This is a genomic window from Cryomorphaceae bacterium, from assembly GCA_017798125.1.
In the GTDB taxonomy this organism is placed as follows: domain Bacteria; phylum Bacteroidota; class Bacteroidia; order Flavobacteriales; family ECT2AJA-044; genus ECT2AJA-044.
In genome coordinates, this window is sequence record CP059070.1 from 1671393 (window position 1) to 1697888 (window position 26496).

32 protein-coding genes are annotated in these 26496 nt (G+C 49.2%); 21 read left to right on the forward strand and 11 right to left on the reverse strand.

The genetic code is table 11. The features are described from left to right. Nucleotides 1-28: 28 nt before the first annotated feature. The gene (locus tag HZ996_07165; protein ID QTN38927.1) at nucleotides 29-1723 is read left to right on the forward strand and encodes a glycosyltransferase family 39 protein; all 1695 of its coding nucleotides are present in this window, start codon (nucleotides 29-31) and stop codon (nucleotides 1721-1723) included. Here the strand turns inward: HZ996_07165 and HZ996_07170 are convergent. Together HZ996_07170 and HZ996_07175 are read right to left on the reverse strand one after the other, a co-directional pair. After that, the gene (locus tag HZ996_07170; protein QTN38928.1) at nucleotides 1677-2117 is read right to left on the reverse strand and encodes a hypothetical protein; all 441 of its coding nucleotides are present in this window, start codon (nucleotides 2115-2117) and stop codon (nucleotides 1677-1679) included. The genes HZ996_07165 and HZ996_07170 overlap by 47 nt on opposite strands. Then, nucleotides 2114-2572 (reverse strand): SRPBCC family protein, encoded by a 459-nt coding sequence (locus HZ996_07175; protein ID QTN38929.1) that lies wholly within the window; start codon nucleotides 2570-2572, stop codon nucleotides 2114-2116. The genes HZ996_07170 and HZ996_07175 overlap by 4 nt, the downstream gene beginning before the upstream one ends. 56 nt (nucleotides 2573-2628) lie before the next feature. Between HZ996_07175 and HZ996_07180 the strand changes: the two genes are divergently transcribed. The 10 genes from HZ996_07180 to HZ996_07225 all read left to right on the forward strand — a co-directional run bounded on the left by HZ996_07180 (nucleotide 2629) and on the right by HZ996_07225 (nucleotide 12648). Continuing rightward, nucleotides 2629-4335, forward strand: a complete 1707-nt coding sequence (locus HZ996_07180; GenBank protein QTN38930.1) for a hypothetical protein — start codon at nucleotides 2629-2631, stop codon at nucleotides 4333-4335. 33 nt (nucleotides 4336-4368) lie between these two features. After that, a complete protein-coding gene (locus HZ996_07185; GenBank protein QTN38931.1) occupies nucleotides 4369-4947 on the forward strand; it encodes a hypothetical protein in 579 nt (192 codons plus the stop codon). 90 nt (nucleotides 4948-5037) lie between these two features. Beyond that, nucleotides 5038-5775, forward strand: coding sequence for a bacteriorhodopsin (locus tag HZ996_07190; protein ID QTN38932.1), 738 nt, complete (start codon nucleotides 5038-5040; stop codon nucleotides 5773-5775). Between the two features lie 99 nt (nucleotides 5776-5874). Beyond that, the gene (crtI, locus tag HZ996_07195) at nucleotides 5875-7377 is read left to right on the forward strand and encodes a phytoene desaturase (GenBank protein ID QTN40019.1); all 1503 of its coding nucleotides are present in this window, start codon (nucleotides 5875-5877) and stop codon (nucleotides 7375-7377) included. Then, nucleotides 7374-8003: a carotenoid biosynthesis protein gene (locus HZ996_07200; protein QTN38933.1), complete on the forward strand. Its 630-nt coding sequence runs from the start codon at nucleotides 7374-7376 to the stop codon at nucleotides 8001-8003. Before crtI ends, HZ996_07200 begins: the two co-directional genes overlap by 4 nt. Then, nucleotides 8000-8476 (forward strand): sterol desaturase family protein, encoded by a 477-nt coding sequence (locus tag HZ996_07205; GenBank protein QTN38934.1) that lies wholly within the window; start codon nucleotides 8000-8002, stop codon nucleotides 8474-8476. The genes HZ996_07200 and HZ996_07205 overlap by 4 nt, the downstream gene beginning before the upstream one ends. Continuing rightward, the gene (locus HZ996_07210) at nucleotides 8473-9162 is read left to right on the forward strand and encodes a lycopene cyclase domain-containing protein (GenBank protein ID QTN38935.1); all 690 of its coding nucleotides are present in this window, start codon (nucleotides 8473-8475) and stop codon (nucleotides 9160-9162) included. Before HZ996_07205 ends, HZ996_07210 begins: the two co-directional genes overlap by 4 nt. Before the next feature lie 68 nt (nucleotides 9163-9230). Then, the gene (locus tag HZ996_07215; GenBank protein QTN38936.1) at nucleotides 9231-10187 is read left to right on the forward strand and encodes a hypothetical protein; all 957 of its coding nucleotides are present in this window, start codon (nucleotides 9231-9233) and stop codon (nucleotides 10185-10187) included. Between the two features lie 11 nt (nucleotides 10188-10198). Continuing rightward, complete coding sequence (locus tag HZ996_07220) at nucleotides 10199-11314, forward strand: BamA/TamA family outer membrane protein (protein QTN38937.1); 1116 nt, start codon at nucleotides 10199-10201, stop codon at nucleotides 11312-11314. Between the two features lie 116 nt (nucleotides 11315-11430). Beyond that, entirely contained in the window at nucleotides 11431-12648 is a 1218-nt protein-coding gene (locus tag HZ996_07225; GenBank protein ID QTN38938.1) for a PDZ domain-containing protein, read from the forward strand. Here HZ996_07225 and HZ996_07230 read toward each other — a convergent pair. Genes HZ996_07230 through HZ996_07240 form a run of 3 tightly spaced genes read right to left on the reverse strand, consistent with a single transcriptional unit; the run spans nucleotide 12645 to nucleotide 14286 of the window. Then, on the reverse strand, nucleotides 12645-12818 hold the full coding sequence (locus HZ996_07230) for a hypothetical protein (GenBank protein QTN38939.1): 174 nt from the start codon (nucleotides 12816-12818) through the stop codon (nucleotides 12645-12647). The genes HZ996_07225 and HZ996_07230 overlap by 4 nt on opposite strands. Then, a complete protein-coding gene (locus HZ996_07235; GenBank protein ID QTN38940.1) occupies nucleotides 12818-14095 on the reverse strand; it encodes an acetyl-CoA hydrolase/transferase family protein in 1278 nt (425 codons plus the stop codon). Before HZ996_07235 ends, HZ996_07230 begins: the two co-directional genes overlap by 1 nt. After that, entirely contained in the window at nucleotides 14095-14286 is a 192-nt protein-coding gene (locus tag HZ996_07240; protein ID QTN38941.1) for a hypothetical protein, read from the reverse strand. The genes HZ996_07235 and HZ996_07240 overlap by 1 nt, the downstream gene beginning before the upstream one ends. A 64-nt stretch (nucleotides 14287-14350) precedes the next feature. Here HZ996_07240 and HZ996_07245 point away from each other — a divergent pair, with 64 nt between their 5' ends. Together HZ996_07245 and HZ996_07250 are read left to right on the forward strand one after the other, a co-directional pair. Continuing rightward, nucleotides 14351-14734: a nucleoside triphosphate pyrophosphohydrolase family protein gene (locus HZ996_07245; protein QTN38942.1), complete on the forward strand. Its 384-nt coding sequence runs from the start codon at nucleotides 14351-14353 to the stop codon at nucleotides 14732-14734. Further along, entirely contained in the window at nucleotides 14734-15168 is a 435-nt protein-coding gene (locus HZ996_07250) for a GNAT family N-acetyltransferase (protein QTN38943.1), read from the forward strand. The genes HZ996_07245 and HZ996_07250 overlap by 1 nt, the downstream gene beginning before the upstream one ends. Here the strand turns inward: HZ996_07250 and HZ996_07255 are convergent. After that, nucleotides 15137-16201 (reverse strand): branched-chain amino acid aminotransferase, encoded by a 1065-nt coding sequence (locus tag HZ996_07255; protein QTN38944.1) that lies wholly within the window; start codon nucleotides 16199-16201, stop codon nucleotides 15137-15139. The genes HZ996_07250 and HZ996_07255 overlap by 32 nt on opposite strands. Before the next feature lie 91 nt (nucleotides 16202-16292). On the opposite strand from HZ996_07255, the gene HZ996_07260 reads away from it, so the two are divergent. From HZ996_07260 to HZ996_07275, 4 genes are read left to right on the forward strand one after another with little or no spacing between them, the layout of a single operon-like run. Further along, a complete protein-coding gene (locus HZ996_07260) occupies nucleotides 16293-16781 on the forward strand; it encodes a DUF4920 domain-containing protein (protein ID QTN40020.1) in 489 nt (162 codons plus the stop codon). 6 nt (nucleotides 16782-16787) lie between these two features. Then, nucleotides 16788-17246 (forward strand): hypothetical protein, encoded by a 459-nt coding sequence (locus tag HZ996_07265; GenBank protein ID QTN38945.1) that lies wholly within the window; start codon nucleotides 16788-16790, stop codon nucleotides 17244-17246. Further along, entirely contained in the window at nucleotides 17243-17917 is a 675-nt protein-coding gene (gene mnmD, locus HZ996_07270; protein ID QTN38946.1) for a tRNA (5-methylaminomethyl-2-thiouridine)(34)-methyltransferase MnmD, read from the forward strand. Before HZ996_07265 ends, mnmD begins: the two co-directional genes overlap by 4 nt. Beyond that, on the forward strand, nucleotides 17914-18363 hold the full coding sequence (locus HZ996_07275) for an NUDIX hydrolase (GenBank protein QTN38947.1): 450 nt from the start codon (nucleotides 17914-17916) through the stop codon (nucleotides 18361-18363). Before mnmD ends, HZ996_07275 begins: the two co-directional genes overlap by 4 nt. Here HZ996_07275 and HZ996_07280 read toward each other — a convergent pair. Further along, nucleotides 18360-18932, reverse strand: coding sequence for a hypothetical protein (locus HZ996_07280; GenBank protein ID QTN40021.1), 573 nt, complete (start codon nucleotides 18930-18932; stop codon nucleotides 18360-18362). The genes HZ996_07275 and HZ996_07280 overlap by 4 nt on opposite strands. 61 nt (nucleotides 18933-18993) lie before the next feature. On the opposite strand from HZ996_07280, the gene HZ996_07285 reads away from it, so the two are divergent. Continuing rightward, nucleotides 18994-19917: a TIGR01777 family protein gene (locus HZ996_07285; protein QTN38948.1), complete on the forward strand. Its 924-nt coding sequence runs from the start codon at nucleotides 18994-18996 to the stop codon at nucleotides 19915-19917. A gap of 85 nt (nucleotides 19918-20002) precedes the next feature. On the opposite strand, the gene HZ996_07290 is transcribed toward HZ996_07285, so the two are convergent. After that, the gene (locus HZ996_07290; protein ID QTN38949.1) at nucleotides 20003-20665 is read right to left on the reverse strand and encodes a YceI family protein; all 663 of its coding nucleotides are present in this window, start codon (nucleotides 20663-20665) and stop codon (nucleotides 20003-20005) included. Nucleotides 20666-20827: 162 nt separating this feature from the next. On the opposite strand from HZ996_07290, the gene HZ996_07295 reads away from it, so the two are divergent. Both HZ996_07295 and HZ996_07300 read left to right on the forward strand, forming a co-directional pair. Further along, nucleotides 20828-21682 carry an SPFH domain-containing protein gene (locus tag HZ996_07295; protein QTN38950.1) on the forward strand — a complete coding sequence of 285 codons (855 nt, stop codon included), beginning with the start codon at nucleotides 20828-20830 and terminating at the stop codon, nucleotides 21680-21682. 2 nt (nucleotides 21683-21684) lie between these two features. Then, a complete protein-coding gene (locus HZ996_07300; protein ID QTN38951.1) occupies nucleotides 21685-21840 on the forward strand; it encodes an Arc family DNA-binding protein in 156 nt (51 codons plus the stop codon). Nucleotides 21841-22025: 185 nt separating this feature from the next. Here HZ996_07300 and murQ read toward each other — a convergent pair whose 3' ends face one another. Beyond that, on the reverse strand, nucleotides 22026-22841 hold the full coding sequence (gene murQ / locus HZ996_07305; GenBank protein QTN38952.1) for an N-acetylmuramic acid 6-phosphate etherase: 816 nt from the start codon (nucleotides 22839-22841) through the stop codon (nucleotides 22026-22028). A 100-nt stretch (nucleotides 22842-22941) separates the two neighbouring features. Between murQ and HZ996_07310 the strand changes: the two genes are divergently transcribed. Then, nucleotides 22942-23532, forward strand: a complete 591-nt coding sequence (locus HZ996_07310; protein ID QTN38953.1) for a hypothetical protein — start codon at nucleotides 22942-22944, stop codon at nucleotides 23530-23532. Nucleotides 23533-23553: 21 nt separating this feature from the next. On the opposite strand, the gene HZ996_07315 is transcribed toward HZ996_07310, so the two are convergent. Both HZ996_07315 and HZ996_07320 read right to left on the reverse strand, forming a co-directional pair. Next, a complete protein-coding gene (locus HZ996_07315) occupies nucleotides 23554-25971 on the reverse strand; it encodes a transketolase (GenBank protein ID QTN38954.1) in 2418 nt (805 codons plus the stop codon). A 91-nt stretch (nucleotides 25972-26062) separates the two neighbouring features. Then, entirely contained in the window at nucleotides 26063-26437 is a 375-nt protein-coding gene (locus HZ996_07320) for a helix-turn-helix transcriptional regulator (protein ID QTN38955.1), read from the reverse strand. Nucleotides 26438-26496 lie beyond the last annotated feature (59 nt).

A 26496-nucleotide genomic window follows, 5' to 3' on the forward strand; every position in this document is an offset into this window, starting at 1 on the left:
GCCGTCAAATTTCCCCTACCTTCGTGCCGTGAGGCACCTTTTCACATATCGCTATCACGTGGCCGTCGGCTTGATCCTTCTCGTGTTTGTCGCCAATCTTTTTGTGGACATCATGGAGGTAGATGCGGCTCAGTATGCGGAGATCAGCCGGGAGATGGCCGAGACCGGTAGCTATCTCCAGGTCTTTGAACGAGGAAAGGATTACCTCGATAAGCCTCCTTTGCTGTTTTGGCTCTCCAGTTCGAGTTTTACCCTGTTTGGCTACCACAATTGGAGCTTTAAACTACCCGCACTTTTTGTCCTCCTTTTGGGGATCTTTTCGACCTATAAGCTGGCCTCCATGTGGTACGATCGGCGTATCGCGCGGATGGCCGCATTGATTCTGGGAACGACCCAGGCCATGCTCTTGATGACCAATGATGTGCGGACCGATGGAATCTTAACGGGATTTACCGCCTATGCGCTATGGCAGCTCAGTGCCTTCCTACAACACGGTCAATGGAAGTATTTGTTGGGGAGTAGTTTAGGGGTGGCCTTGGCCATGATGTCGAAAGGACCTATTGGGATTGTGTTTCCCGGTATTGCCGTGGGTGGTCATTTGTTGTTGACCAGAGACTGGAAAAACATACTGAATTGGCGTTGGCTGGTTTTTTTGTGCTTTGCCCTTTTGCTTCTCACTCCAATGCTCTGGGGACTTTATCAACAGTTTGATCTTCACCCGGAGAAGCACGTCTACGGTCTGGATGGGCCAAGTGGTATTGAGTTCTTCTTTTGGACCCAGAGTTTTGGAAGGGTAACAGGAGATATTTACTGGGAAGACGACAGCGGACCGTTGTTTTTTATCGGATCGATGCTCTGGGACTTCAGTCCTTGGATGCTCTTTTTCATCCCGGCTTGGGTTTCGGGATGGATTCGCATTGTCAAGAACGGATTTCGCGTGAAGGAAGGGCACGAAGCATTGGCTATCTCGGGGTTCACCTTCACCTTTATCGCCCTGAGCTCTAGTCAGTTCAAGCTCCCGCATTACATATTCCCACTGTTTCCTCTAGCCGCGATTCTCACGGCTCGTTACATCTGGTTCCTCGTTCAAAAGCAAAGGGCCTGGTTCAATCGCCTCGCCATTGCTCAAGGGATTTTTATTGTGCTCTTTGCGGCCTTGGCCATGATGAATGATCTTCAGTTTTTCCCGACCTCCTCAGTATGGCCGTATGCTGTGGCTCTAGTTCTCCTGCTACTTACGCTTTGGTTCTATATTCGCGGCGAAGGCTTGGACCGATTACTTCTGCCGACAACACTCATCATGGTGCTCTTCGGGTCCACGACCGCCACTCGATTCTACCCTGAACTGCTCAAATATCAAAGTACCAATGAAATTGGGCGATGGGCTACAGCAAGGGAAATACCTGATACGGCGCTCTACTTTAGTGGGTTTTACGGCCATGGACTGGACTATTACGGTCAGCGTATCACGCCGAGTTTGAATGTTGAAGGCGTAGCCCATCGCGCCGTAGGCGAATACTTATTTGTTGCAGAAGAAAAGAAGGCGGTACTAGACTCCGTCTATGCGCCGTTTTACGAAATCGAACGGACCTTGCCCGATTACCCAGTGACGCGTCTGAGCCTAGGGTTTCTAAATCCGGAAACGCGCGATCAGTATTTGCGTGAGATGTACTTGCTTAGAATAACAAGTGAGCCGTCATTGAGAGTGCCACAATACCCTTAACCGTCCATGCGAGGGTACGCCACCAATTTTTAGAGTTCAAGGCCTCAATCCACTTGGTTTGATGGCTGGTGCTCAAGAGCCGATGTAAGGGCATGTGAACGGCGAAAGTGACTCCGTAGGCCAGGGCAAACATAGCCGCGTTCAGGAGGACGTGCTTTGGTAGGGTGTCCCAGTAGTAAATGGATATGCCAATAGTGCTGATGGTTTCCATCACAAATAGTGGTGCAATCAGCCGGAAGCTGCGTTTGGTGTGTTGCGCTTCATAGACTTTCCAGTCGTGGACATTGACGTTCCGCATTTGCGGATAAGATATAAGCTGCACATACCAGATGATGCCGACAAAGGACAGACTAGCTAATAGGTGCAAGAGAAGTGACAAAGGTCCTGCAATCATGAGCCGAAAATTTCTTCGATTCGTTCTTTTCGAAAATCGAAGATTTCAGTCAATTTAGGTTTAATTACGATGGGATGGGCCATTTTTCCCAAAAATCCCATGGGTAAGGCGTAGTGAATAATATCGGTCACCTTGGTTGAATGCTCGTCGATCGATTCAAAATGATGCTCGTGGTGCCAGATTTTGTAGGGGCCAAGGCGCTGTTCATCAACAAAGTACTGCTGGTGTTGAACCTGAGTGATTTCCGTCGCCCAGGTCATTTTAATGCCTAGTAGAGGAGCGACTCGGTAGGTGATGAAGAATCCCGGATACATAGCCGTGGGTTGACTCTTGGTTTTGGGCTCAAATCCGATATCCGTTGGCGTGAGTTTCTGGAGGTTGTCTGGGTTAGAAAAGAAATTCCAGGCCTCTTCCAAACCTACAGGAACCACGATGCTGTCTTCCATTCTGTACATGCCCAATAAACTCTGTCGTTCAGGAAAGGTTCGTAGGGGTTGTGTACCTTGAGGGCATGAATAGACTTTTTAGCCTTTTGATGAGCTTGGTCGCGCTCACGGCGTGGGCTCAACCAGAAAATCGCTACTTGGACAATCGTACCTATGAGCACGATGAGCTCATTGAAGAATATCGCGCCTTAGAGCAGGCCTATGAAGAGGCCGATTTGATCGAATATGGTCCAACAGATGTGGGACGCCCTCTGCACCTTTTCGTTATGAACAAGGCCAAAGTCTTTGATCCTCTGCGTATTGAAAAGCAGAGCACCATCCTCATCCTCAATGGTATCCATCCCGGGGAGAGTTGCGGCATTGATGCTTCACTCAAATGGGCCTATGACATGCTTTCTTCAGGTTCTCTACCTCCACACGTAGTCATCGCTATAGTGCCAGTCTACAACATTGGAGGGGCTTTAAACCGCAGACCCCAGACAAGAGCCAATCAGAACGGACCCGTAGGTCAGGGATTTCGCGGGAATGCGAGAAACCTTGATCTGAATCGGGACTTCATAAAGGCGGATGCCCTCAATACGCAGAGCTTATATGCCATTTTTCAGGATTGGGATCCCGATGTCTTTGTAGATACGCACACGACCGATGGTGCGGACTTCCCGTATAACTTAACCTTGATTGGCACTCAGCCCGATGCCCTGGGCCCCATCATGGGACAATATATGCGCCAAATCTTTGAACCCGCGCTGTATATGGAAATGAGTCTTCAAGGAGAAGAAATTACCCCTTATGTCAATGTTTTTGGAGCGGATCCTTTTCAAGGTTGGAACCGCTTTTTCGAGTCGCCTCGTTACAGCACGGGTTTCGCGGGGTTACATCACACCTTTTCCTTCGTAACCGAAGCTCATATGCTCAAGCCTTATTCAGATCGGGTAGAGGCAACCTACACTTTTCTATCCACCATCACCCAGTACCTCGAAGTTCATCGCTATCAGATTGAATCCCTGCGATCAGCGAGTAGAGACCAGAGTCTTCAAGCCACTTCTTGGCCCGTAGCCTGGGCCTTGGATACGACCAGGATGACGCGACTTTCCTTTAAGGGCTACCCGGCGAAAATGGTGCCCATGGAAGCGGTAGAAGGGGAGAAGATCGTGTTTGATCAGACACAGGTGGTCAAAAGAAATGTGGACTACTATGAGTGGTATAAGCCCACCGTGGAAGTCCAGATTCCCGATTACTACATTGTGCCTCAAGCCTGGCGCGAAATCATCGATCGACTTCAGTGGAACGGGGTGCAGATGGAGCGCCTTAGAGCGGACAGCATTGCTGGGGTAGAAGTGACCTATATTACTAGTTTTGAAAATGCCCGTGGCCCTTATGAAGGGCACTATAGTCATGGTGATTCAGTGGGCGTCCTCAGGGAATCGGATACCGTTCGATTGTACAAGGGCGATTATTTAATCCCGACCAATCAAAAGGCCCGGAGGTTCATTGTAGAAACGCTCGAGCCAGAAGCGACCGATAGCTATTTTCGGTGGGGCTTTTTTGACAGTGCTTTGCAACAGAAAGAATGGTATAGCTCGTATATTTTTGACACGACTGCCGTTCGAATGCTCGTTGAAGATCCTGCACTCCAAGAGGAGTTTGAGCGCGCCAAACTTGAAGATCCCAACTTGGCCAGCAGCGGAAGATTTCAGATGTACTGGCTGTATCAACACAGTGAACTCTTTGAACGGAGCAATCGATATCCGATCTATCGATCTTTTAAATAATCAACTATTTGGCTTGAGTCCGGTTCTAATGGTATGAAGTGGACTTGGAATTTAAAGACCGTTTTTCTGAGCTGGTTGGGCATCATGGTGGTCGTTTTGGCTTTCACCATGCCCGAGTCGAGGCCCATCGACTTGGAAGAGGTGAGTTTTCATACCACCGAGAGTTCTGAAATGTACTTCAAGAATGTTCGTTCCTATTTCTACGAAGTTTGGGATGATCCCAAAAGCGGCTTTGTCCACTACCGCATTAAGTCGCGAAATCAGAATCCAGCGGTTCCTTCCATCAACTTTCTCATTCTCCACAATTGGCGTTTTGACGAGGCCTATGTCATGTTAGAGCCCAACGAGGCGCTGAGTAGCGCCCAGGGACTATCCCTGTCCGTGGTCACGTCGAGTGATAGCCTTTCATTTGCGCTTGGTGACTTCACCAATTACGAACACTGGATGACCTCGGGACGCATCTACATGGCCCTTAGGGAAGACGACTCGCGATTCTGGTTATCGGATTCTGAAGGCAATCGAAAAGTCGCTCTTTATCTGGACGGAGAAGAGCGAAAAAGTCTGAAAAAAACCCTCAGAGACTACTACAAACTCGTCGGGAAGATCTATTAATACTGATATTATAGAAGTTTCAAAAACAATTGGAACATTCTGTGAAAAAGTGCGTTAGTGGAGTATTGCTAACCAAAAAAATCAGTTGCTATGAATTTATTAGACATTGTAGCCATTCCCAAAGATGATCCAGTAGCGTTTACATTCTTTACTGGATACATGGCCATGCTGGCCGCTTCCGTATTCTTCTTCTTCGAGCGTGGAAGAGTGGATGGCAAATGGAAACTCTCCTTGTTGGTGTCCGGTTTGATTACCGGTATCGCAGCGGTACATTACTACTACATGCGCGATTACTACATGGCCACAGGGGAGAATCCAACTGCCTTGCGCTACATTGACTGGACACTCACAGTGCCCTTGATGTGTGTCGAATTCTATTTGTTAACGAAGGCGGCCGGAGCCACCAAAAGCTTGATGTGGAAACTCATCGGAGCATCTGTTTGGATGTTGGTCACCGGATACTACGGTGAGGCCTTTACCGATGGTTCTACGGGACACAGCGTATTGTGGGGTGCATTGTCCACCTTGGGATACCTCTATGTCTTGTACACAGCTTGGTTCGGTGAAGTAGCCAAATTAGCCGAGAATGGAGATGCTGTCGTGAAACGCGGTGTGCGCACCTTGGCTTGGTTTGTCCTTGTAGGATGGGCAATCTACCCTATTGGATACATGTGTATGCCAGGAGGATGGCTTAACACCGGTTTAGGATGGACTTCTGAGAATGTAGACCTGTTCTACAATATCGCAGACGCCATTAACAAAATTGGATTCGGATTGGTCGTGTACGGAATTGCGACTTCATCCAGCAACGAAACAGCTACAGCGTAATCAGTTCATACCCGAGTAACCTGTTGCAAAGCCGTCCTCATCGAGGACGGCTTTTTTTATGGAACCCTAGGCCGTGAAATGCGTTACCTTGCCAAAGCCATGAAGAACCCGCCCAAAAAAGCCCTCATTGTGGGCGCCGGAATCGCTGGAATCGCCACGTCTATCCGACTGCGGAAGCTCGGATACGAAGTAGATGTGCTGGAAGCCAACGATTATCCAGGTGGAAAGCTTACGGCTTTTGACCAAGACGGTTTTCGGTTCGATGCGGGGCCTTCGCTCTTTACCTTGCCCTATCTCGTCGATGAACTCTTCGAATTGTGTGACGAGAATCCTCGCGATCACTTCAACTACCACGGAAAAGAGGTTGCCTGCCACTATTTCTGGGAAGACGGCACCTTTTTACCGGCATGGACGGATCGCTCTCGGTTTGCACATGAAGTAGAAGAGCGGTTGGAAGTGCCTGCGGCACGATTGTCTCGCCACCTTGAACACGCCCAGACCTTGTGGGACAGCACCAGTACGCTTTTTATGGAGCGCAGCTTGCATCGGCTCGAGACCTATTTAAGTCGGGAAACGCTGAAGGCCATGGTCAATCTGCACCGCTTGAACCTGTTGACCACCATGCACAAGGCCAACGAACGAGCCTTAAAGCACCCCAAGCTCACCCAGCTTTTTGACCGATACGCGACCTACAATGGTTCCAGTCCCTATTTGGCACCAGGGGTCATGAACATCATACCCCACCTCGAGCATCACTTGGGTACGTATTATCCCGAGGGAGGCATGCACGAAATCACCATGTCCTTGGTTCGCTTAGCTGAGCGAATAGGAGTGCGTTTCACGTACCAATGCCCAGTGGAGCGTATCCGTGTGGAAAAGGATATGGCCGTTGGGGTAGAGGTAGCATCGGCCCGTGAGGGCCAGAAATTTATTCCCGCGGATGTAGTGGTCAGCAACATGGACGTGGTGCCTACCTATAGAAGGCTCATGCCCGAGCAAAAGGCCCCGGAGAAGACCTTGGCGCAACCGCGGAGCAGCAGCGCGCTGATTTGGTATTGGGGCATTAATCGGAGCTTTCCAGGCTTGGATTTACACAACATATTCTTCAGTGAGGATTACCAGACGGAATTTGACTATATCTTCGAAAAAGGCAAGGTCTTTGAGGATCCTACGGTGTATGTAAACATCAGCAGTAAGGAAGATCCGAAAGACGCCCCAGAGGGAATGGAAAATTGGTTCGTCATGGTGAATGTGCCCGGGAATACCGGTCAAGACTGGGACATGCTCATTGGGCAAACCCGGAATGCCGTTCTGAAGAAATTGAGCCGCATGTTGGGCGAAGATATCGAGTCGTTGATTACCAGTGAGTCTGTGCTTGATCCGATCAGTATTGAATCGAAAACAAGTTCGTATCAAGGTTCGCTGTACGGAGCTGCTTCGAATAATTCCATGGCCGCTTTTTTAAGGCATCCGAATTTTCATCGACGCATAAACGGGCTCTATTTCGCGGGAGGTAGCGCTCATCCCGGTGGGGGAATACCCCTGTGTTTATTGTCTGCAAGGATCACCGCTGATCTGGTTGAAAAAATTGAACGTCCATGACCGTAAAGGCCAAGCGCTCCATAATTGTCCTCATCATCCTCCACGTTGTGGGAATTCTCGGTATGCTCAGTCCGCTGAAGCACTGGTTTGTCGCATTGACGCCGGTGAACCTGCTCATCACGGCGGGCTTGCTTCTTTGGAATCACCGCGAATTCCGGTTGAGTACCGCGTGGATGCTCTTGTTGGCTTATTTTGTTGGTTTGGGGGTCGAAATCATCGGAGTAGCTACTGGCGCCATATTCGGGGAGTACAAGTACGGTATTGTGCTCGGTCCAAAACTGGCCGGTGCGCCTATGGTTATCGGGGTCAACTGGGTCATTTTGCTCTTCGCATCCGGAGAGCTGGCCCGATGGATGTTTCGCTGGGTGGGTTGGCGTATGATTGCCGGAGCCTTCAGCATGGTACTCCTCGATATTCTCATTGAACCCGTGGCTATTTCCCTGGAATGGTGGGCGTGGACCCGCGGAGTGCCACCACTTATGAACTATGTCGGCTGGTTCCTCGTTTCGCTTTCATTGCATGCCGTATATGCTTGGACACTGCGCGATCAGCGCAATGATATTGGCTCAGCGGTATTCGCCATTCTCTTTGGCTTTTTCGTATTGCTTAATATTGCGTTGGTATGACCACGGCTCTCTACATCTTGATTTTTCTCGCCACCTTCTTTGGAATGGAGTTCATGGCGTGGTTCACGCATAAGTATGTCATGCACGGCCCGCTTTGGGTACTGCACAAGGACCACCACCAACACGAACCAGGATTCTTTGAGAAGAATGATGCCTTCTTCCTCATTTTTGCCGTGCCCAGTTGGCTCGGAATTATGCTGGGACTGATGTATCAGCAGTATTGGGCAGTTTACATGGGCGCGGGTATCGCGGCCTATGGATTCACGTATTTCATGGTACACGATGTGTTTATTCACCAGCGATTCAAGTGGCTACGCCGATCGGATCATCCGTATTGGCGCGCCATCCGCAAAGCGCATAAAGTACACCACAAGCACCTCAATAAGGAGCATGGCGAATGCTTTGGCATGCTGGTGGTTCCCATTAAGTACTACCGCGAAGCGTTTCGCTACGTCCAAGCACAAAAGAAATGAACGAGCACTATTACTATCTGCTCATCAATCTTTTCACCATTAGTGTGCCTTTGATTCGGAGCTTTGAGCCCCGCATCCACTATGCCGGCAGTTTTAAAGAGCTCTTCGCGGGAATTGGCATCACAGGTACCATCTTCATCGTATGGGACGCCATCTTCACCGCTCGCGGCGTTTGGGGTTTCAATCCGCGCTACTTAAGCGGAATCGAGGCCTTTGGATTGCCCCTAGGAGAGTGGCTCTTCTTTGTGACCGTGCCTTTTTCGTGCGTGTTCATCTACCGCGTTCTCAATTACTTTTTTCCGGCTGACCCTGCGGGTCGATGGTCGCGTTCCCTGACCCAGTTCCTCATCTTCTTCTCGCTGGCCTTGGCTCTTTCCAATACCGATAAGGCCTACACCTTTTGGACCTTTCTGCTCTTGGGGCTGACCCTCGGTGCCTTATACTACTATGGTGCAACGCACTTGGCATATTTCTACAGGGCCTACGCCGTGATCTTGATTCCCTTTCTCATCGTTAACGGGATTCTGACCGGAACCGGTATAGAAGAGCAAATTGTTTGGTACAACGACGCTGAAAACTTGGGTCTGCGCATTGGGACCATTCCAGTGGAGGATACCTTTTACGGCATGCTCCTGATCCTCGGTGTGGTCACCATCTACGAATACCGATTGCGGGCTCGTTCCTGAGCTTTTGGCTTTTCCTTAACAGCACCAGCACCCCGTATTTTCTAACTTGTTGTTTCAAATCCACAACTATGCGTTTTGCTCTCCTCTTTGTCGTCCTATTCTCAGCGGCTGGTCTAGTTGCTCAAGTATCTGAGTCCAGGATCGATCCCATTCCCGGTGATAGCCTGATTGTCTTGGCTCCTGGGATTGAGATTCCGGCCGTAAACCCAGGATACGTACTCTGGTTGCCTGAAGATAGATCCGTAACCGGAATGGTCGTCTTTACGCGTCCACGACGGGCGAATGAACCGACAGATGATTTCATTTCCTATGCTACGGAAAATGATTTGGCTGTACTCTATGCGCATACCCATAATCGATTGGAGTTTCTCTTTGATGACGCGGCGATGGACATGCTCTTGGGTTATATCGCGGAGGTTTGCCGACTCTATGACGTTCCGCGCGATCAGCTGCTTTATTGCGGTATGTCCTTGGAAGGCACCCGAGCACTTAAACTTGCGATACGGGGAGCTGAATTGAACGGGGAACTTCATATCGGGCCGCAGGCCATAGCCATCTGCGATGCCCCGCTCGATTTTGTTCGTTTCCATCGCGAGGCTACATCCGCTAGAGATCGAAGTATTTCAGAAGTAGCCGCCAATGAAGGGCGCTGGGTGTCCGCGCATCTCGAAGAAAAACTCGGCGACCCGGTTGAGGATCGCGAAGCGTATGTGGATTATTCTCCATACTGCCATGCCGCCTACGGGGGCCCTCATTTGACCGTTTTTAAAGACATTGCTGTGCGCGCCTACACGGAACCCGATGTGCTTTGGTGGATGGAGACTCGGGGAAAAGACTACTATGGCATGAACGCCGTTGATGCGGCTGGTTTGATCAATGAGCTTCATTATCTGGACAATGAATCCGCTGAACTCATTTTAACCGAGGACAAAGGATATCTTCCTGATGGTTCCCGACATCCGCACAGCTGGAGTATCGTGGATGAAGAGGAACTCATAGATTGGTTTTTATACCTTTCGGAGTAAACTCCGGCCGTATGAAACGCCTTCTTATCCTTGTCCTCCTGCTCAGCTGGACCACTTCATTAAAGGCTCAGGAGCAGGGTGTGTTCAAGGATACCTTAGACGGCGCCTTTGACGTCAGTCATTTTCTTTTTGATCTTCACGGATTCCTTCCCATTGTGAGCCCCATTACAGAGCCCGCTGTAGGTTACGGAGCCGTACTTATGAATGCATTCTTCATTCCCAAGAAAGGGGAGAGCGAACGTCTGTTTCGCATGCCGGATGTGGCCTTTGGAGGGGGAGGGCTTACTGAAAACGGCACCTGGTTTCTGGGCGGAGGATACTTGGGCTTTTGGAACGAAGATCGGGTGAGGTATCGCGGATTTGCGGGCTATGGGTCCATCAACTTGACTTACTATGCCTTTTCTGAATTGCTGGACCGTGAATTGGCGATTGAATACAATCTGGCCAGCACCTTTCTTCATCAGGAGGCCAATTGGCGAATAGGGGAGACCGATCTGTTTATTGGAGGTTCCTATCGATTTGTACGCACCCGGGTCAGCTCGGATAGGGACCCTGAGGATTTAATACCCTCTGTGGATCGCGAAATCACGACAAGCGGGCTCGGTGCACAAATCCAGTACGACCATAGAGACAATGTGTTTTCTCCTACATCCGGATTTATCACGAGCCTTTCCATGACCTATTATCCCGATGAGCTCGGAAGCACTCGAGACTACGGACAACTGATTTGGTACCTGAACTACTACATTCCCATAGGCTCCAAGTGGATCTCAGGATTTCGGGCTCAATCCAATTGGGCTGTGGCAGATCCTCCCTTCTATGCTCTGCCATATATTGAATTGCGGGGGGTTCCAAACCTCCGGTATCAAGGGGACTGGATCGGTCTTGTTGAGACTGAGCAACAGTTTCGCATGACTCGTCGTTGGGCCCTTTTGGGATTTGCAGGTTACGGCTGGGCCCAAAGCAGTGAGTCTTTAACACGTTCCGATGCAACAGCCTGGAACGCCGGTGGAGGTTTCCGGTATCTACTTGCCCGGGCCTTTGGTTTACAAGCTGGTGTTGATGTAGCCCGAGGTCCCGAACAATGGGCGTTCTACGTAGTCGTGGGCTCTTCTTGGGGCCGTTAGGACCGTATTTAGATTCCTTAACATTCGTGTTATTCTCTTGTTAATGGGTTCATTTTCAGAAACCTGAGCGATGATTCGCCGTTGACCCGGCATATGAATCACTAAATCTTCTGAAAATGAAAGCAAATTTCCTCTTGAAAAGCGCGTTGTCACTCCTCCTCGCGTTTTTGTGCGCAAACTCTTTACATGCACACAACGACTCCACCACTGCCTATTTAGGTGTTTGGTACCAGCATGTTTCTAAGAAAAAAGCGAAGTTCATGGAAGTCCCCAACGCCAATGACAATGGCGTATTGATCGAAGGGGTAGCGCCTGGTTCTCCGGCAGACTTAGCGGGCTTGGAGTTCATGGATTATATGTACGAATTCAATGGAGTCACCTTAAGTGAGGACGTTGATTGGGATGATCTGTTTGATGAAATGGCACCGGGTGAATCCGTCACGATGAAGGTCGTGCGTCAAAAAGAGACGCTGAATCTTCGTGCGAATTTGGTCAGTCGACTGGAACGTCAGAATGATCACTACAACACAAACGCCTTTCTCGGGGTCGAGTATAGATGGGAAGAGAACAAGCAACCAGATCAAGGGGCTTGGATCGATGTTATTGAAGGAACTACAGCAGAACGCATCGGACTCGAAGACGGAGACATCATTGTCGGTATCAACGACTACGAAATCTATGATTGGCACGACTTAGGGATCGTCATTGACAATTCTGAGCCCGGATCGGAGTTCTGCGTCACCTACCTACGAGACGGGGAAGAGTACCGCACCTGTGATATGATTACAAAGCGCAACGAATCTCCAGAGAACTACGAAGACATGGAAGAGGAACTAGAAGCTCCCCTTGCTTCAGAGACGGAGGCCCTGAGGGCCCCTGAGGCGATTGAGCCTGAGCCAGGTATCGTTCTAAAACCCAGCATTCCTACTCCTGTTGAGGGTCGAGAGATCCAAGGTGAGAACGGTCTTGTGAAACTCTTCGAAGATGAAGTCAGCTCTGTGAAAATGGTCGATATGACCAAAGATGAGGTTGAAATGATGGAAGACAAGTTCGAAATGGACATGCCTGAGCGAGGAATTCCCTATCGGGACCTGAATGTCTATCCCAATCCGAACGACGGGCGCTTTACCTTCTTTATTGACCTAGAAAAAACTGCGGATGCCGATCTTCGAATTACGGATGCACAAGGGCGACTCGTATACGAAGAGTCGATTCCCGGGGCATCAGGACGCATTGAACGCCGATTAGACATCAGTGGACGTGCCAAGGGCATCTACTTCGTGATTGTACTTCAAGGCAATAAGAGCATCACGAAGCGCGTGGTTGTCGACTAATACAGGAATAATTTCCAGACAATCGCACTAAGGCCAATAAAGCCAATCAGGGCCTGAGCAAAGGTTTTACCAAAGCTCAGGCCTTGTGCTTTTTGATATCGACCGACCAGGTAGGCGCCGAAAGCGTCAATGGCCAAAACCAGGAGGGCATTGGTTAACGTGAAGTCCATTAGCTGTGGCAAATATCGAAGGCTGCGCGATCCAGTGATTCTCGGTGATCTGGATGAGCAATATCCCGAAGTAATTCGCAGCGTTGCTTGATGGTTTTTCCATACAAATCCGCTACTCCGTATTCGGTAATCACATAGTGCACGTGAGCACGTGTTGTAACCACCCCAGCCCCTTGCTTTAAGAAACCGGATATTCGGCTTTCCCCTCTTCGCGTGACACTAGGTAAGGCAATGATGGGTTTACCGCCTTCGCTCAAGCTTGCTCCGCGGATAAAGTCCATCTGTCCGCCCACACCGGAGTAAAGGCGTGTCCCAATAGAATCGGCATTGACCTGTCCGGTCAAATCCACTTCGATGGCGCTGTTGATGGAAATAGCTTTCGGGTTCCGTCGAATGACGGCAACGTCATTTACCCAGGAGATGTCGCGCATTTCAACCATGGGGTTGTCGTCGATGAAATCATACAATTTCTTCGATCCCATAACGAACCCGCTGACAATCTTGCCTTTTCTGAATCGCTTGAATTTTCCCGTGATTACCCCAGACTCAACCAATGGAATGACGCCATCACTGAACATCTCGGTGTGAATCCCCAAGTCCTTGTGGTTGCCCAACTGTGCCAGTGCTGCATTCGGTATAGCGCCAATCCCCATCTGTAAGGTTGAGCCATCTTCAATCAGACCGGCAATGTGCGCTCCAATTTTCATTTCGACTTCACTTGGTGCTATGGGGTTGTGTGCGATTAGCTCTTCTTCCTGTTCGGTTATCGCGTCGAACTCTGAAATATGTCGTATTCCATCCCCACCGGTTCTCGGCATGTTGGGGTTGATTTGCGCGATAACATACTTCGCCTTTTCCATAGCCGCAAGCGAGGCGTCTACAGAGGTTCCCAAGGAACAGAAACCGTGACGATCCGGCGGGCTAACCGACATTAAGGCGACGTCTACCGGCAGAATGTCACGACGAAAGAGCGCTGGAACTTCGCTCAGAAATACAGGCGTGTAGGACGCGTGTCCGGCATCGAGTGCGTGACGAACATTAGCACCGATGAACAAGGCGTTCACGTGAAATGAATCCTTGTATTCGGGAGCGGCGTAGGGGGCATCTCCTTCTGTATGTAAGTGAATGATTTCCACATTGCGGAGCTCTGAAGCTCTCGCTGTCATGGCGTTGATCAGTGCTCGAGGAGCAGCCGCTACGGCGTGCACGTATACACGATTTCCGCTTTTAATAACCTTAACTGCTTCTTCTGCAGTTTGGACTTGATTGGTGCTCATTAGTTGAGATGATCTTTAAAGTAATACAGCACGGCTGCTCCGATTAAGATCGTAAGCAGGACGATGTAGCTTCTTTTGTAGTAGATATTGTGACGGCGAATGTCCTTTCGGTATGCCCAGATGAGATACCCGATAAATGTCAGCGCAAAGATGAGCGCAAATACCCAGTGTCCCGGGGTGATATTATCCATAGCATGTAGCTTTACCCTGCGACAAATTTAGTCCTAAATTTGTTCCCTAAACCTGATAAAAGTTATGAAAAGACAGCTCGATCACGTCGCTAAATTCCACGATGTATTTGGAATTGGCAATGAGGAGTCCCCGATTGGAGAAGTTTCCAATGATACGTACATGTTACGCTATAAACTCATGCGCGAGGAGAATGAAGAATACTTAGAAGCAGCGGAGAATGGCGATCTTGTAGAAATTGCCGACGCCCTTGGAGACATGATGTACATCCTCTGTGGAACCATTTTGAAACATGGACTTCAACACAAGATTGAAGAAGTTTTCGAAGAAATTCAACGTAGCAATATGAGCAAACTTGATGGTGATGGGAATCCCATCTATCGAGAAGACGGTAAAGTGATGAAAAGCGAGCTGTACTTTAAGCCGGACATTGCAAGCATATTGAAGTAATGAACCTGAAAATCGTTCCATTTCGTTGGGGTGACCAGAACATGACTCGGGAGTGCCGAGTGATACGTGATCGCGTTTTTTTAGAAGAACAGGGGGTGCCTTTCGCCTTGGAAAACAGGGGAAATTTGGAGGCTCAGTTTTACCTGGCTTACGATACCTCAGGGGAAGCCGAAATTCCCATGGGATGTGCTCGATATCGCAAAACAGAGGAAGGTTACAAAATTGAACGCGTCGCGGTTTTACCCGGATATAGGGACCGCGCAGTTGGTGCCGCAATCGTAGAGCGAATACTCTTAGATATACCTAGGTCACAGGCGTATTTACATGCCCAGGAAGGGGCAAGACGTTTTTGGGAACGTGTGGGGTTTGCAGTAGAGGGGGATCCTTTTTACGAAGCCGAGATCAGGCATTTTCGTATGAAGGCTGAACTTTAACGCGCCACCCATAAGGGTCTTCGCTTTTATTGTGTTGAAGCTGAAGCAGCCAATTCTTCAATCGCGGAGCCCAGCTTTCTTCCGTGTACGATATGCTGTAACGTTCTTCCCGGTAAGCAACTTCACTGATGGGGCTCACAATTACCGCTGTTCCAACTCCAAAGAGTTCCGTCAAGGAGCCATCGCGAAGACGTGTGAGCAATTCATCGACTGAAATAGGGCGCTCTTCTACCGTGATGTCATGGTCTTGAGCAATTTTGATCACGGATTTACGCGTAATTCCTTCTAGGATAGTTCCGGTTAGTGAAGGAGTTACCAAAGTGTCACCAACACGCATCATGATGTTCATGGTGCCGGATTCTTCCAAATAGCTGTGGGTCGCAGCATCCGTCCACAGGAGCTGAGTAAACCCCTGTTCTTGGGCGAGCTTGGTTGGATAAAATGCGCCGGCGTAGTTCCCCGCAGCCTTAGCTTCACCAACTCCACCCTTGGCCGCGCGCGCATATTCCTCTTCGACTTTTACTTTGACATCTCCTTTGTAGTACGCACCAGCAGGCGAGGCCACAATCATGAAGGTAAATTCATCAGCTCCTTTGGCAGAAATAAATTCACCGTTTGCAAACATGAATGGGCGGAGATACAGAGCGTGATCAAACCCTGGAACGACCCATCCACTGTCCATGTGAACCAAACGATGCAATCCATCCATAAATACCTCTTCCGGTACTTCTGGCATGGCTAAGCGAGTGGCGGATTTGTTAAACCTTTTCCAGTTCTCGAGCGGCCGGAATAGGAAGCAGTCCCCAGCTTCGTCCTTGTAAGCCTTCATTCCTTCAAAAATGGCTTGTCCATAGTGGAATACAGGGGCTCCAGGGGCAATAGGGAAGGGTCCATACGGCATGACTTCAGGCTCATCCCAAGCGCCGTTTTTGAAGTGACACACTACCATGTGGTCCGTAAACGTGGTGCCAAATACCAGATTATTTAAATCGACCGAATCAAGACGAGATTGGGTGGTAGGTGTGACTTTCATGTAGTGTGATTTTGGGAGTGCAAAGATAGGGTTTTTTGTACCTTTGTTCCTTACGTTAAAAAACGCCACCATGAAGAAAGTGTTTATCGCAATGATTGCCGCAGCTGCTTTTTACGCGTGCGGAAGTGCTTCAACTGAAGAGGCCGCTGAGACTGAAGTAACTGCTGATGAGGTTGTTGCTGAAGAAGTAGAAGTTGAGGCATACGGAGAAGAAATTTCTACCGAGGGTGCTGTAGAAGCTTCCGAACTAATTGCCATGCTCGATGGGCAGGATAGTGTTCAGGTTAAAGTAAAAGGAACCATCAATGAAGTTTGCCAGAAGAAAGGTTGCTGGATGAACGTTGCGATGGGTGAAGAAGAGGAAATGCTTGTTCGCTTTAAAGACTATGGATTCTTTGTTCCAATGGACGCTGATGGTCGTACTGTGACCATGGAAGGTTGGGCAAAAGTGGAAGAGCAGAGCGTGGAGTGGCTGCGTCACCAAGCAGAAGATGCTGGTGCGAGCGAAGAGGAAATTGCCATGATCACCGAACCAGAGGTAAGCGTAAGCTTTATGGCTTCTGGCGTCGTTATCGAATAAGCTGCGATGAAATTGAAGATGATAATAGGAGGATGTCTCATTGGGGCATCCTTTTTTTTGTCCTGTACCTCAGGAGAAAAAGAGCAGTCCAATACAGACGCTTCGGTTAAGAAGGAAATTGTCAATCCGAATGGAGATAGCGAACTAGCTCTGCTTATGCGTCAGATGTTTGACGAGTCCATGGCAGCTAAAAACTTGATCCTAGACGGCCAGCCGGCCCCCGATTTTTCAGATCAGTTTGTGACTATTCATACCGCTCAGGAGACGGACAGTACGGTTCGTACGGTTGAATTTAAAGCCTTGAGTGAGGTGTTTTTGACTCAAGTCGAGCGTTTGGAAGAGGCTCCTGCTGAGGAGCGGATCGCTGCGCACAACAATATGGTCGCTTCGTGCTTGGCTTGTCACCGGGTGTATTGCCCAGGACCCATGGTCAAGATTAAGAAACTCAAGATCGCCGAATCGTGAAACGGAAGGTGATCCGGACGGGTGATGGATCCCACACCTTGGAGATTTTCGATGGTGCGGAGCACTACCACAGTACCCATGGCGCTGTTCAGGAGTCGCGCCACGTGTATGTGGATATGGGGCTTCAAAGCAGACATCGCGCCGTAGAGGCGCTGAGTATTTTGGAAATTGGGCTGGGCACCGGTTTAAATGCGATGCTCACACTAGAGTACGCCCAGAAAAATGGTCTTCAGGTCCGGTATACGGCCTTGGAGGCCTTTCCTTTGACAGAGGAGGAGTGGAATCCCTTGAATTACGACGAGCTTATTGAGTTGCCAGCGGTTTCGGAGAAATGGTCGGAACTCCATCGTTCGCCTTGGGGTAAATCCACGGAGTGGGCTGAGGGATTTGAGTTGTTGAAGATCCATGAAAAAGTCCAAGACGTGAACATAGAGGACCGCTTCGATGTCGTATATTTCGATGCCTTCGGGCCTCGGCATCAGCCCGAAATGTGGGAGGATGCCGTTTTCCAAAAGATGTACCGTCTTATGAGACCCGAAGGGGTGCTGGTGACGTACAGTGCCAAAGGAGAAGTGCGCCGAGCCATGACCCGTTCAGGTTTTACCGTAGAACGATTGCCTGGGCCACCGGGGAAAAGAGAAATGCTAAGAGCAACGAAACCACAAGTATGACCACCAAACAATTCAACATTCGGGTTTACGGACTTTTGATTCATCCAGAAAAAGGGATTCTAATTTCCGAAGAACGATATCAGGGGCATCATTTCACCAAATTTCCCGGTGGAGGATTGGAGTGGGGTGAGGGCCCTGCGGAAACAGTACGGCGGGAATTGCGTGAAGAACTGGACTTGGAGGTTTCGCATGCGGAGCACGTCTATACAACGGACTTTTTTGTGCAGTCGGCGTTTCGCGAGTCCGACCAGGTATTGAGCATTTACTACCGCATTACCCCGATGAATTGGGCAGATTTAGACAATGTCGAGGAGCGTGAGAATACCGACGAACCCGGGCGAACCCAGAAGTTTCATTGGGTTCCGATGAATGAGCTGTCGATGGAGTCCGTCCGCTTTCCAACCGACCGACGCGTCGTTGATTTACTGATGCGCTCGGGCATTTAAACCGGGTCGAGTCTTCTTTGGACCAGTTGGTCCGCTTTCTTATAAAGCACTTGTGGGTCCGCGGTTCGCCAAGCAAAGTCTTGGAGCTGACCACCACTAACGAAGTATTGATCAATGCCTGTTTCACTCATTTCGCGTTGAATGAAGTCGCGAAAATTCACAAGGGCTACCCATCCGTCCTCGATGTCATCGAACCACTCCTCATAATAGAGTTCGTCAGAGGCGTGGAAGTTGAGTACATTTTCACCAATGAGGATAAACTTGTCAATTCCCTGGGCGATCATTTTATCGATGATGTCTCGCTTGAGAAACATAATGTCGTTGTGTAGGCAATCATTCCACTCCCCAATCATTTCGATGATGGTGAACCCCATGTCGTAGTCGGCATACAGCTGTTTGATAAAGAGCGTTTCCGAGCCGATAGGGTCCCATTGAGGGTGAATGTAATAACCGTATATCTGGTCTGTGAAGTACACTTCTGAATTGAGGTGACCATAGTACGGCGATCGCTCGTCTTGACTGGCGATATACAGATGTCTCCAATTGTAGAATGGCTCGAGTTGATGCACGTCTTTCCTTTGCTCTAGAACACCTGAGCGTCCAATTGGTTTATAGGAAGAACGGACGCTCATGGAACAACATAAAGATACCATTTTAATCACCGGGGGAAGCGGATTGGTCGGCACGCGACTAACCGAGTTGTTGCTTGATTCCGGCTACCGCGTTAAGCACTTGAGTACCCGTCAAAAAGGCGGCGTACGTGTACTGGACAATGGAGTGCATGTATATGGCTGGGATCCTGCCAATCACACCATGGACCGAGAGGCCCTAAGTGATGTCGGCCAGATCATCAACCTCGCCGGAGCATCCATCTCAGCGAGGTGGACCAAGGCGTATAAGGCCTTGATCAGAAGCAGTCGTGTAGATTCCTTGCGAACGCTTTATACTGCCCTTTCTGAAATCGAGCATCGCGTAGATGCTCTTATAAGTTCTTCCGCTGTTGGATATTACCCTTCTGAAACGGGTGTAGTTTTCGAAGAAGATGCGGCCCCGGATGACGGGTTTCTCGGTCGGGTGTGTCAGGAGTGGGAGGAAGAAGCCAATCGATTCAAAGCGCTTGGACTGCGCGTCGCGCTCATGAGAACAGGGATTGTCTTGTCCGCGAGCGGAGGAGCGCTGCCCGTAATAGCTCGCACGGTACGATGGTTTGTGGGTGCCCCTCTAGGTCCAGGAAACCAAGTACTGCCTTGGGTTCATATCGATGATCTGAGCAGAATGTACATGCATGCCCTGCAACAGCCTTTAGAAGGGCCGTATAACGCGGTTGGACTTGTTGGTGCAACCAATAAGAGCTTCACAAGATCGGTAGCTCGCGTCCTTCGGAGACCTGTGTGGCCCATCAGTGTTCCCGCCTTTGTGCTCCGAACGGTTCTCGGGGAGCAGGCGACCTTGGTTTTGATGTCCAGCCCATCTAGCCCAGAGCGCTTGATTAAGACGGGCTTTACATACCGCTACACAGATTTGGACATTGCTCTGATCGACATTCTCATCTGACTTCTTTTTAAACTTTCTTTTGTTCGCACAAAAAAAACCGCCCATCTTTTCAGATGAGCGGCTTTCAGAGAAACTTGGGGGTTGCTTACTTGCTTGCTGCAAGAGCGATCTCCAAACCGATGTCGTTGTTGATCGCTTGATCTTTCAATTCCGCTGGATCAAAGAAAGTAACGCTACGGAAACGTACGTTCCAGTCTGAACGGTCAATAACAAAAGGTGCTGTAGTAGCCATCACTGCTCCTTCGCTCATGCTTACAGCAGCAGGGAAGGTGATGCTCTTAGTGATGTCCTTCATGGTCAAGTTACCGGTGATGTTGTGCGTGAACGCATCGTCACCTGTGTAAGCCTCAACGCTTGTAATTTCGAATTGAGCAGTAGGGAAGGAGTCAACAGAGAAAAAGTCTGGAGATTTCAAGTGACCGACCAACTTTTGGTTATACTCTTCGTTCTCGACATCCAAGTTCACAATGCTGTTCATGTCAATAGTGAAAGAACCACCTACGAGGTTTCCGTCTTTTACGTCCAATGAACCTTCGCTGATGTTGATGTTTCCATTGTGTACCTTTCCAGCCACATCACTTCCTACCCATTTGATGGATGATTCGTCCGTGTTCGCTGCCAAAGTAGTCGCTTCAACTACTTCTTGTACTTCCTGAGCTTCGTTGGCTTCAACGCGCTCTCCTTCGACTCCGCTTCCGCATGATGCGAGGAACATTGCGGCTGCTCCGAATAACAATACTTTTTTCATGGTTGCTCTATTTGAGTTTTGTTTGGGCAAATGTATGTAGATACATTGAATAATGCATGTAATTACATATAAATAACACCAATTGTTCATTGGCGTAACAAATAAAGATTTGCGCGGTTCGAGGAAATGTTTTAAATTGATATCAAAATAATATCACTTATCATGTCAAACGAAAAAACAGTTCGCCCCATGTCCGGCTACGTCGGCTTGGTTCTTTTTCTCGGATTACTCATTGTAACCATAGCCGGCCTAGCCATAGGTCGCAGCCCAATTTTTGCACTCTTGTTCTTGCCGACCGTTATGATGGTACCTGGATTCTTTTTCCTGAACCCCAATGGGTCAAAGGTGCTCACACTCTTCGGAGATTACGTGGGAACGGTCAAGGAAAACGGATTCTTCTGGGTGAATCCATTCTATTCAAAGCAAACCATCTCCTTACGCGCTCGCAACTTCGACAGCGAGCGAGTGAAGGTCAACGACAAGATGGGGAACCCTATCATTATCAGTGTAATTCTGGTTTGGAAGGTCAAGGACACCTTTGCAGCCGCTTTTGAGGTTGACGATTACGAAAACTTTGTGCGCGTTCAAACGGATGCAGCAGTACGGAAGCTCGCAGGTAAATACCCTTATGATAATTTCGATGACGAAGGGGCAGAGGTGACGCTCCGTAGCGGACAGGAGGAAGTCAACGACAATCTTGAAAAAGAATTGGATGAGCGCCTTTCCATCGCTGGGATCGAAGTCACTGAAGCGCGTATTGGATACTTGGCTTATGCCCAGGAGATCGCAGGCGCTATGCTGAAGCGTCAACAAGCTTCTGCCGTGGTGGCTGCGCGTCTTAAGATTGTCGAAGGAGCGGTGGGTATGGTGGAAACAGCCTTAGAAGAATTGTCTAAGAAACAAATCATCGAGCTCGATGAAGAAAAGAAGGCGGCCATGGTTTCTAACTTGATGGTCGTCTTGTGCGGAGATCGAGATGCCTCACCGGTGGTCAATACGGGAACCTTGAATCATTAAGCATGCCCAATAAAAAAGCCTTCGCATTGCGACTGAATGAAGAAACGCTCAAGGCGGTCGAAAAATGGGCCGCCGATGAGTTTCGCAGTACGAATGGACAATTGGAGTGGATCATCACCGAAGCCCTTAAGAAGGCCGGTCGAAAAAAGCCGAAATGATGGTCAGTAGGCCGCGTCCGCCGAAATAGAAGGCGGATAAAATCAGGACTACGGCCAGTACGGTTAACCACCACGCTCCCTGTTCAGGATCGAACGCAAGCGTTAATACAATGGGGGCGCTGAAAATAAAAGGAAAGGCGAGAGCGATAAGCTTTACGCCTTTCATTAGTTTATCGCGATCTGTCTTAGGTACTGCCATGCTCAAATGTATGAACTGCAGCGCGAACGCTCCCTTCCTGAAGGAGCAATTTTTGCGCCGTTGGTTCGTCTAATCCCGTGGCTTGCATCACCATATAGGTCCCGCGTGCTACCAGTTTATCATTGCTCAATTGCATATCCACCATCTTGTTTCCCTGCACGCGACCCAGTCGGATCATAGTGCTGGTGGTTAGCATATTGAGCACTAGCTTCTGAGCTGTTCCCGCTTTCATACGTGTGCTCCCGGTCACAAATTCTGGCCCCACGATAACCTCTACCGGAAAATCCGCTTCCTTGCTCAAGGGGGTCTCGGTGTTGCAGGTAATGCAGCCGGTTGTGATTTGTGCCTCACGGCACGATGCTAAAGCTCCAACAACATAGGGCGTTGTTCCAGAGGCGGCAATTCCCACGACTACATCGGACTCTGATACCCCGTGTTCCTGAAGATCTTTCCATCCACCCGAACGATCGTCTTCGGCAAATTCCACAGCCTTCCGTATCGCGCTGTCCCCTCCGGCAATGATGCCAATCACCCAATCGTGCGGAACACCAAAGGTGGGCGGACACTCGCTCGCATCCACAATGCCCAACCGACCACTCGTTCCAGCACCCAGATAAAACAAACGTCCACCTGAGGACATTTTTTGATAAACGGCCTCGGCCAGTGCTTCAATTTGAGGAAGTGACCGTTCAACAGCGAGAGGTACCGTCTGATCCTCACGATTGATGTTCTCCAGGAGTTTTCCCAGAGCCATGTGTTCTAGGTGATCGTATTTACTGCTCTTTTCGGTTTCCTTATCCATGCCTTGGGCGTATATGAAGCGCGTTTTCTGTGTAAAGCAAACATACTAAACGGCTTTTCCGTTTCCGCAAAAAGCACCTATCTTCCGTAAAATTCTACTCATGAAAAAGTTCTTATTTCTCGTCTTCCTCTCGTTGAGCGCTTTTCAAATCAAAGCCCAGGAGACTAAAACCCTGCTCGATGGAAATGCAGAAATCAGTGGTTTCGGTGGATTCAATTTCGGAATTCACACCATCGACGGCTCTGCATCCCCAAGCTTTGGTGGGGGTGGAGCCATGCTTTTGAATCGGGCCTTCTGGTTGGGAGGGTTTGGAGAAGGAATCAACGTCAACAAGAGCTACACCTATATGACTAATGAGGGAGAGCGGGTTATTGACCTAGACATGGGCTACGGAGGCCTTTGGACAGGTTATAAAATCCGGCCACAGGACGTTATTCACCCACAAGTTGATGTTAAGCTGGGTTGGGGCGGAGTTTCGGCAAAAGGTGCAGACAACGGCCTCGAGTACTTAAGCTCGACCATTTTCGTCTTCCTTCCATCAGCTGGTGTCGAAGTCAATATTACACGCGTCTTTCGCGTTCAGCTCATGGCTGGATATCGCTCTGTAAGTGGATCAGACATTGATTTTGCCAATTCCAGCGATCTCAGCGGCTTCGTCGGAAACTTCGGCTTCGTCTTTGGATGGTTTTAAAGAATCCAGCTCAGCAATCCCTTAGAGGGCTGGAAAATTGACGGGATCGGCTTCGTGCATCATCTTATATACCGCCTCGACAACATCATCGGCGCTGGGCTTGCTGAAGTAATCTCCATCACTCCCGTAAGCTGGACGGTGCTCTTTTGACGCCAAAGTGATAGGCTCACTATCCAAGTGGTAATACCCGCCTTGTTCCTCGAGCACCTTCTGCATCATATAAGCAGAGGCACCTCCAGGCACGTCCTCGTCTAGGAAGACAATACGATTGGTTTTCTTTAATCTTTCACCAATCATGTGATTGAGGTCAAAGGGCATAAGGCTCTGAACATCAATAATTTCCATTGAAACACCCAGTTCGCTCAAGTACTGAGCAGCTTCTTGTGCAATACGGCAATTGGAACCATAGGTAACAAGGGTAACATCTTCACCTTCACGTATCACTTCAGGTACACCAAGCGGTGTCCGGAGCTCCCCAAGGTTCTCAGGCATCTTCTCCTTGAGTCGGTATCCATTCAAGCACTCGACAATGAGTCCAGGATCATCACTATCCAATAAGGTATTGTAAAAACCTGCGGCCTGTGTCATGTTTCGAGGAACCAAGACGTGAATCCCGCGACAGGCGTTGATGATCATCCCCATTGGTGAACCTGAATGCCAGATACCTTCGAGTCGGTGACCACGCGTTCGGATAATCAGAGGTGCTTTTTGACGTCCCTTGGTTCTGTAGTGTACCGTTGCTAGGTCATCACTCATGGTTTGGAGTGCATAAAGGAGGTAGTCCAAATACTGAATCTCCGCAATGGGTCGGAGTCCACGCATGGCCATTCCTACTCCTTGGCCTACGATGGTGCTCTCTCGAATACCCGTATCGAATACTCGAAGCTCTCCGTGCTTGTCCTGTAGGCCTTCTAGTCCTTGATTCACATCTCCAATTTTTCCACTGTCTTCACCGAAGATCAGTGTATCGGGATGTTCACTCAAGATTCGGTCAAAATTGTCCCTCAATATGATTCGAGCATCTACCTCTTCCGGAGAGGATCCATACTCAGGCTTTACTCCTGTGACATTCAATGCCGAATGAGCCGATTCACTGTAGAGGTGTGAGTTATAGCGATCCGCATTGGACTTTTGCTCCGCCTCCAAGAATCCTTTGAGCGCATTGCGTTCGTTTGACGATTCTCCACGCGATAGCCAGAGTGCTCTGCGCACAGCGTGATGAACATCTCTTCGAATGGGGTCCATTGCAGCGGCTAGGTCATCAGCGATTTTTGCGATAAAGGCTTTCTGTCCGCTCGTTTTGGCCAAAGCCTTAATAAGCTCAATGGCTCGAGTAGATTCTTCCTTGATGGGAGCCAAAAAGGCCTTCCATGCCGCGGCTTTGGCTTGTCTCACAGCCTTTACTGCATCCTTCTCCAGCGCTTCAAGCTCTTCCTCTGAAGCAATAGCGGACTCGACCATCCACTGCTTCATCTTCACCAAACAATCATGATCCTGCTCCCATTGAAGGCGCTCAGGGCTTTTGTAACGCTCATGACTTCCCGAGGTACTGTGGCCTTGAGGTTGTGTAACCTCCACCACATGAATCAAGACGGGTACGTGCTCATCACGGGCAATACGCTCGGCTTTTTGATAGGCCTCCACGAGTCCCGGATAATCCCAACCCTTGACTTTGATGATTTCAAAGCCAGCGCCATGCTCATCCCGCTGAAACCCTTTGAGGATTTCGCTAATGTTTTCTTTGGTCGTTTGGTATTTTGCGGGAACTGAAATTCCGTACTCATCGTCCCAAACGGACATGATGACGGGTACTTGCAATACCCCTATGGCGTTGATCGCCTCGAAGAATACACCCTCAGAGGTAGAAGCATTTCCGATGGTTCCAAATGCGATTTCATTTCCAGAACGGGAGAACTGACTTCGATCCTTCAGGCCTTCGTGCTGACGGTAAATCTTGGATGCTTGAGCCAATCCAACCAGTCGAGCCATTTGGCCCGCGGTAGGGGAGATGTCTGCGCTCGAGTTCTTTTGGTCCGTTAAGGATTTCCATTCTCCATCTGGAGTCAATGACTGAGTAGCGAAGTGTCCGCCCATTTGGCGGCCAGCGGAAGCGGGCTCAATGTCGATGTCGGGATGGGCATACAACGCTGCAAAATGCTGCTGTATGGACAATGCACCAATGGACATCATAAAGGTTTGATCTCGGTAATAACCTGATCGGAAGTCACCGTTTTGGAACACCTTGGCCATAGCCAATTGGGCTACTTCTTTCCCGTCTCCAAAAATGCCAAACTTTGCTTTTCCAGTCAGCACCTCTCTGCGACCGAGCAGGCTGGCCTCGCGGGATTCCACACCAGTCTGATAATCCTTGATGACTTCTGCTTTAAAGTCCTCGAAAGAAATATCCTGTTCCGTTTTAGGGTTGGAATCGATGCTCATGTGTAGTGTAGTTAGAAGAGCTCAAAGGTACGGAAAAATGACCTTTTCACTTAGAGACACAACAGCCCTCAGTCCCAGTTGGTTCGGAGGTTCATGCAGCCGGTGGCCGACTCAACTGCTCCAAGATTCGAAGAAGTCTCTTCCTTTCTTCTTTGAGCAGGAGCACTTCGTCTTCTAGGGAATCCACTTGATCATTGTAGGTTGCAGTAGATGGCTTATCTGAGCGGGGTGAATCGAAAGCTAGTCCTTGAAGACGTTCGATTAAATTGCTTTCTCGGAAAAGTTGGGGGACATCAATTTCAAGTATTTGACAAATGTCCTTAAGGCGTTGGACCGTTAGTTTGGTTTCACCGCGTTCCATCTTGGCATAGGCCGATTGAGATATTTCGAGTTTGAGACTGACATACTCTTGAGAAAGACCCTTTATTTCGCGGATCACTCGGATGTTCTTACAGATGTTTTCCATAGCTCGATAGGTTTGATTTTCTTTCAATCGAAACTAATTTAGCACCATGCCTAGGACAC